Here is a 6,696-nt window from a genome sequence, read left to right as displayed (position 1 = left end):
CTTAAAGTGATGGCGAATGCTTTCTCTCCAGGCAATACACCCAAGCGTTTAGCTGCATTTAGAGAAGTACTCTTTAAAGAAAAACGCCCTAGGCCAAGTAGACCTAGGGTCGTTAAGATGAATAAATGCCGTTACCCTGTTAATCGCAAAGCTGCTCCTCTAAAGTGAACAGCATTGCACAGTTAATGTGGCCTTTTTTGTTTCAAAATGATGACAAGACTGTATAATGAGAATTGTTATCAATAATAAAGATTTGAGGATAGTATGTATAAACAGCTAGGAATTGCATGTGCTGCTTTGGCACTTTTTGCATGTTCAGAAAAAGAAAGCGCGCAAACTACTCAGCCAGAGAAAAAAGCACCAGTTACCGAGAATGCATTAAGCCAGTATAAAACGCAGGCGAAAGCACTTTTAGCGAATATCAGAGAGCAAAAGTCTGCACCTGAACTTGAGAAGGAGTCTGCAAACTTGGTTGCAACTTCACGCAGTGTACTTTCTGATTTCGTCATTAAGTACCCTCAATGTAAGGACTATTTAGACGCACTAGATAAAGCAGCTGACTTGATCCCTTCTTTACCACTAGAAGAGATTGAAAGTGGTTATCATGAAGATGGCAAGCTGCCTAAGTATAGCGATCCTGTGTGTTACCACGCGAAAGACTTGTTAGTACACCCTGCTACAGTGCAAGCAATTGCAAAATTAGGTTTTACCGAAAATGCTCAGTATCAAGATGCTGAGCTAGAAATTGTTGAAGTTATCGCTCATTTCGACCAAGTTGAAAGATCGTTAAATTAAATTCTTAAGGTGAGGGCATAGCTCTCACCTAGCCTCCATATTTTCACCACTGTTTTAAGTGACCATGCATATTTTTCATTTCCATAATTGGTAAATTCCATCTGATTGCAATCTAATTGTCATAAATTCTTGATAATTTGGCTGATTATTGAACACTTTAATTTGATTGGCTGTACCTGTGGATCCTATAAAATCCATGTTGGATGACATTCTCAGCAACGATGCTGTGTATCCAATGTTTCAACCTATTTTTGATCTTGCAAAAGAAAAGATCCTTGGTTTTGAGGCTTTAAGCCGCGGGAGTTTAGATAACGACCTTGTTCAGCCAGATAAAATGTTTGCTGCAGCCAGTAAGTATGACCGACTTTCTGAACTTGAGCTGCTGTGCCGTAAAAAAGCGATAGAGCAGTTTGCTCGGCTTAATCTGCCCGGTAAATTATTCCTTAACGTTAGCCCTAAGGCTTTACTTGATCCTCGTCACCCTAAAGGCGAAACTCTGCATCTAATTGAGGAGGCAGGTCTAAACTGCAACCGGGTTGTAATTGAAGTCACAGAGCAAGATAAAGTGGACGATGGCTTTTTACTTTTGAAGACTATCTCTCACTATCGTCAGCTTGGCTTTAAGATCGCGATAGATGATTTAGGAGCAGGGTATTCAGGGCTTAAGCAGTGGTCAGAACTCTGCCCTGACTTTGTTAAAGTGGACCGATACTTTATCGATTACTGTGATCAAAGTATTGTTAAGCGCGAATTCCTAAAGTCCATCATAGATCTTGCTAAAGCGACTAATACTGCGGTGATTGCAGAGGGGATCGAACGAGAAGAAGAGCTTCGTTTACTCAAAAAGCTCGGAATTGTTAATGCTCAGGGCTTTTTGCTCGCGAAGCCAAGCTGTCAGCCTAATGATGTAATTAACAACATAAATGACAAACCCACTCAGCTAAACCAAGCTACATCTCCAACGAGCCAGTTTGAGCAGTCTATGGCAATAGGGTGGTTAGCGATGGATGTAACCGCAATACATACCAATACACAGTGTTTGGATGCTCACAGGCGGTTCGAGCAGAACAAACAGCTTATGAGCATTGCCGTGCTAAATGATAACAGGCAGCCCGTAGGTCTGTTGCACCGAGATCAGCTCACCGAAGTGTTTGCTTCCCCATACGGCCATGCGCTATTTGATAAGAAATCAGTCGTAAAGTTAATGGATAAGCAGCCACTCATTGTTGATGAGCAACAAAAGCTAGATTATGTTAGTCAAATGATCACTGAAAATGAGTTTGATATTCGCCGGCATATTGTCATTACTAAAGAAGGTGGGTACCTCGGGTTGGCGCCACTTAGGGACATTTTAAAACACATTACTGAAGAAAAGATTCGTCATGCGCAACATGCTAACCCACTGACTATGTTACCAGGTAACGTTGCTATAAATGAAGCGATAGAGCAGCGCTTGAAAGCCAAGCATGAATTCTCTCTAGGTTACATAGACCTAAACCATTTTAAACAGTTTAATGATTTATATGGCTACGCAAGTGGTGACAGTGTGATCAAATTGCTAGCCGATGTCACATTGGAAGTATGTAAGCAGAGTCAGTGTTTTGTGGGTCATATTGGCGGTGATGATTTTATGGTGGTGTTCGATGGCACAGATGCAGAGTCTCTTTGTCATCAGGTTATCGAGCTGTTCGAAGCGCGTTCAAAGTCGTTGTTTACGCCTGAGCATGTAACGGCAGGTGGTTATTGGGCGACTAATCGTGAAGGGCAAAAACAGTTTGTCCCGCTACTGACTTTATCAATAGGGTTAGTAAGTCCTGATGTACATTCTTGCCATAACAGCCATCAAGTAGCTGCATTGGCAACTGACGCCAAAAAAGAAGCAAAGCGTTATAGAAACAGCTACTTATTTGTTTGTAATCGACGCAAGCCGACTGCGCCAATGGTTAGGCTAGAGGTAGCAGCAAACCTTCCCTAAATGAGTGGTGTGTAAAGAAGCAGTTTTTAAGGAGATAAATTTCTCTGATCGAATGCTGCTATCGACACAGAGTGAACCCTTATTGCTTTATGAATATAAATTGGGAAATATATATACTTAAGGCGAAGAGAAATTCTCAGAAAGTTTGTATATATTGATTTATAACACAGCAACTAGCATGTCCACGGGGCTTTAGGGAGTCGCTATCATGATGAAGGTATTTATGTCTGTATGTTTGATTGTCTTCACTTGGGGTGCATTAGCTGTCGATAGTAAACCAGTTATTTATGTGGCCAAAGAGCAGAGACCGCTTTATGACCGTGACTTGTTTCTGTACGAATTACTCCAGCAGGCTTTGCAAGCGGCAGAATACGACGTCAATATTGAGCATGTAAAAGTCCACCCACATCAACAGCGAACTTTGATGGCGCTTGGTAAAGAGCGTGTTGATTTACACTGGAGCATGACTAGCCCAGCCCGAGAAAAGCTCGCTATTGCAGTCAAGTTTCCGTTATTTGATGGGCTGATTGGCAAGCGTGTTTTGATTATTCACAAGGCGCATTATGAGCGGTTTAAATCGGTAACTAAACTCGAACAATTACGTCGCTTTACAGCTGTTCAAGGTCACGACTGGCCTGATACTAAAATCCTTGCTAGTAATGGCCTTGATGTAAAACCAATTGCCAACTATCAAGCTATGTTTGACATGGTGCTTACCAAAAAAGCGGACTATTTCCCTCGCTCTATTGTTGAAGCGCAATCTGAACTAAATAGTCAAAATAACCCCGCCTTGATGATTGTGCCAGACTACTACTTGTTTTACCCCGCACGATTCTACTTTTTTGTTAATAGAGGCCACCCTGAGCTGGCAACTAAATTAGAGGTCGGGCTTACGAAAATGAAGGAAAGTGGCGCTTATCATGCCTTACTTTCCCGCTATTTTGATATTGAAATGCTGTCCAGTAGCCATATGTTGCCACTGAACAACCCTTTCTATTAAGGTTATTTTGTTCGCCGAATTGAAGGGGCTTTAAAGTCATATGCCTCTTTGTAACTAAGGAATGTTAGGACCACTAACACACCGCAAAACATGGAGTAATTTAGGTAGCCTGTAACATCAAAAGCGTAATAGAAGAAGGTTATATCATACCCCTTACCGTTACGCATATAGTTTTCTATGAGAGCGAAAAAGCTGATCGCCGCACTGATAAGGCATAACCAAGGCAAGACGCTGTCAGCAAAGGTGTATCTGATTTTATGTTTTGGAAAGAGTTTTTTGGATATCTCGACTCTGTAGGTCAATGGCACTAATATCATGAGCTCTTTGACCAAATGGATACCATAAATCAAACTATTTTGAATGAGCCGATCACCGGGTTCAGATACTAGGCTAATAAGGCCTGTGGTGAATATAATATTTTCAAATAAAACGGGCATCATTGCTAAAAAGGAGATGGAACATATATTAACGTCTCTGAGCCGATGACCAATTAAAAATACGAGAGATACGATAGAAATATACGCGAGAAAAAAGAAGTATGTCGCGTCTTGGATAATAAAGATCACTACTACCATTACAACATACGGTAGTAGTAAATCTTTGAATGCAAAATGTTTTGCCATAAATAATACTTTACTGAGAAATAAACAAAAGGGTTTACGTTGTTAAGGCTTAACAACGGGTTTAGTGTGCTTTCGCTTATTCCTCTGGAGACCGTAGTCATTTGAAAAAGGGTCTGCTGGACCTAATAAACCAGAGCCGCCTAAAATTAAACGGCATTGTTTCTTAGCAATCATCTTCATAGTGATTATCCTTATTTCATTGTTGTCTAGTCAGCTATTGAATGTCGAACATTCTTTAGTTTCCAATGGCAATAGGCACAACGCAAAGCCTTACTGCTTAACCAGTGAAGAAACGTCACCAAAACAGTAGTCATAAAGAACCAAAATATCAATTTTTGGTAGTACTTAAAGTCTGTGTTTCTGTGGGTGACTCAATGAATTTAACACCAAATAATTTGGAGTTAAACATTTTTTTTACAAAAAAATAAGATGCTAAATTCAGGCCAATTTGTGAAAAAAATTACCCAAAAAAACAGGGGAGCTTAAATCCTATTTTTTTTTGTAAAGTATTGTTTGGTAATGCATTGATATTAAAGCTTAAATTTAGCCATTTCAGACTCTAATTGAGTCGCTAAGGCCTTGATACTGTCGGTCGCGGTATGTGCCTGTTGAGACACATTAGCAGTTTGAGATGCGGTATCTGAAATCGTCACAACTCTTTGCGCTGTATCTTCACCAGCGGCTAACTGCTCTTTAGCTGCTAAAGCAATCTGGTCACTCATTTGAGAGATGGCACTAAGTGAACTAGCAACACTACGAAGCGCTTCACTGGCTTCGCTAGACATGGTGACGGTTTTTTCACTGGTGGCAATACTCAAAGAAACAGAGGATTTTGCTTCTTGTGTGGCAGATTGCAAGTTACCTATCATGGTATGAATTTCCTCAGTGCTTGACTGAGTTCGCTGAGCAAGCTGACGCACTTCATCCGCGACCACCGCGAATCCACGCCCTTGCTCTCCTGCACGAGCTGCTTCAATAGCCGCATTGAGAGCCAGTAAATTTGTCTGCTCAGCAATACTCTGGATGACACTCAGTACATTCGCAATATTATTTACTTCTTCATCGAGTGCCTGAATGTTATTACCTGCACTGTCTATTTGTTGTTCTAGAAGGGCGATTGCTTCCGAAGCATCACTGGTTAAGCGGTCTGCATTTTGACCTTGGTTTTCCGCCTCTTGTACTGAAAAAGCAGCTTGTTCAGCATGTTCAACAACCGTTTGCGCTGACGCCGTTAACTCAGTAATAGCAGAAGCGACCATTTGTGTTTCTTCACTCAGGCTTAGCGTTAAATTCTCCAACTCAGTTGAGCGCGCTTCGCCATCATAACTTTGTTCTTTTAAGGTATCACTGACAGTCATCAGGCCGCTGACAACCCCTTTAAGGCCATCTTGCATATAGCGCATTGCAGCCATAATACTGTAATCCTTCGCAGTCGAAGTATCTATTAGAGAGGTCAAATTACCCTGAGACACTTGTCTAACAATCGCAAGCACGTCATTGAGCTCCGCACCTAACTTATTTGATAGTGACAAGCCATATCTAGCAATAGCGAATGTGAGGGCTACGGCAATAATAAGAGATAAAGACAGTAGCCAACTTGCCGTTTCCCAATATCGAGCATCCACTTCTTTGTAACTGATCCCTGTGCCGACATACCAGCCAAAGACAAGGGTTTTCTGTACAACAGAAGTTAAATCGACAACTTCACCATTACGCTCTGAGGTCCAGTGATAGGTAATAATTTGATTGGTCCTATTGCCAACTTGTCTTTCTACTAGACGACCAATGCTATTACCATTGGCATCTTTGAAATCATTAAAGCTAGTGCCGTGTAGTTGTGGGTCATGCGGTGCAGCAACAAAATCGAGGTTACTGTCGACGACATACACATACTCGGAGTCGTGATATTTATTGTCTCGTAGAATCTTAGCGGCAAGTCGCTTGGCTTCTTGCTCAGAAAGCTCCCCAGATTGTACAAATTGCTCGAATTGCTCAACAATATTTACCGTGCTTTTCATAAGTTGATTAATTCGAGCAATATTATCTGTTTCACTGGCATGGCGCAGTGACTGTAGTCCCAATACAGCAACCAGGATAAGTGCGATAAAAATGGCTGCCGCAAATAGGATTATTTTTAGTCTTAAAGTCAGGGTCGAAAACACAATTTGCACCTTAACAGAGATCTAGTTAAATGATTATGGAACTCCACTTTTATGATTTATCATGTTTAAGCGGAGTATGTAAGTAGCCCATTACTGTATATGAATAAAAATTAGATGATTTTTCCTCATATGACGACTTTC

At 41.1% G+C, this 6,696-nt stretch carries 5 protein-coding genes and 1 pseudogene; 4 read left to right on the top strand and 2 right to left on the bottom strand.

The features are described 5' to 3' along the window. The 4 genes and pseudogenes from N482_RS25780 to N482_RS20670 all read left to right on the top strand — a co-directional run. Positions 1-168 (top strand): annotated as a pseudogene (locus tag N482_RS25780) (IS4 family transposase); the annotation flags it as partial. 96 nt (positions 169-264) lie between these two features. Beyond that, a complete protein-coding gene (locus N482_RS20680; RefSeq protein ID WP_063378866.1) occupies positions 265-795 on the top strand; it encodes a hypothetical protein in 531 nt (176 codons plus the stop codon). A gap of 196 nt (positions 796-991) precedes the next feature. After that, positions 992-2,770: a GGDEF domain-containing protein gene (locus N482_RS20675; protein ID WP_419555057.1), complete on the top strand. Its 1,779-nt coding sequence runs from the start codon at positions 992-994 to the stop codon at positions 2,768-2,770. A 208-nt stretch (positions 2,771-2,978) separates the two neighbouring features. Further along, complete coding sequence (locus N482_RS20670) at positions 2,979-3,770, top strand: substrate-binding periplasmic protein (RefSeq protein WP_231100907.1); 792 nt, start codon at positions 2,979-2,981, stop codon at positions 3,768-3,770. A 2-nt stretch (positions 3,771-3,772) separates the two neighbouring features. On the opposite strand, the gene N482_RS20665 is transcribed toward N482_RS20670, so the two are convergent. Further along, positions 3,773-4,393, bottom strand: a complete 621-nt coding sequence (locus tag N482_RS20665) for a hypothetical protein (protein ID WP_196763534.1) — start codon at positions 4,391-4,393, stop codon at positions 3,773-3,775. A 530-nt stretch (positions 4,394-4,923) separates the two neighbouring features. After that, the gene (locus N482_RS20660; protein WP_063378864.1) at positions 4,924-6,555 is read right to left on the bottom strand and encodes a methyl-accepting chemotaxis protein; all 1,632 of its coding nucleotides are present in this window, start codon (positions 6,553-6,555) and stop codon (positions 4,924-4,926) included. Between the last annotated feature and the right edge of the window lie 141 nt (positions 6,556-6,696).

The organism is Pseudoalteromonas luteoviolacea NCIMB 1942 (assembly GCF_001625595.1).
Taxonomy (GTDB): Bacteria; Pseudomonadota; Gammaproteobacteria; order Enterobacterales; family Alteromonadaceae; genus Pseudoalteromonas; species Pseudoalteromonas luteoviolacea_A.
Note: the sequence above shows the minus strand (reverse complement) of the source record. Positions and strands in the feature narration are given on the sequence as shown.

Bases quoted from the DNA above. Each gene is read 5' to 3' on its own strand.
- N482_RS20680 (WP_063378866.1), top strand. From the start codon at position 265: ATGTATAAACAGCTAGGAATTGCATGTGCTGCTTTGGCACTTTTTGCA.
- N482_RS20675 (WP_419555057.1), top strand. From the start codon at position 992: ATGTTGGATGACATTCTCAGCAACGATGCTGTGTATCCAATGTTTCAA.
- N482_RS20670 (WP_231100907.1), top strand. From the start codon at position 2,979: ATGATGAAGGTATTTATGTCTGTATGTTTGATTGTCTTCACTTGGGGT.
- N482_RS20665 (WP_196763534.1), bottom strand. From the start codon at position 4,393: ATGGCAAAACATTTTGCATTCAAAGATTTACTACTACCGTATGTTGTA.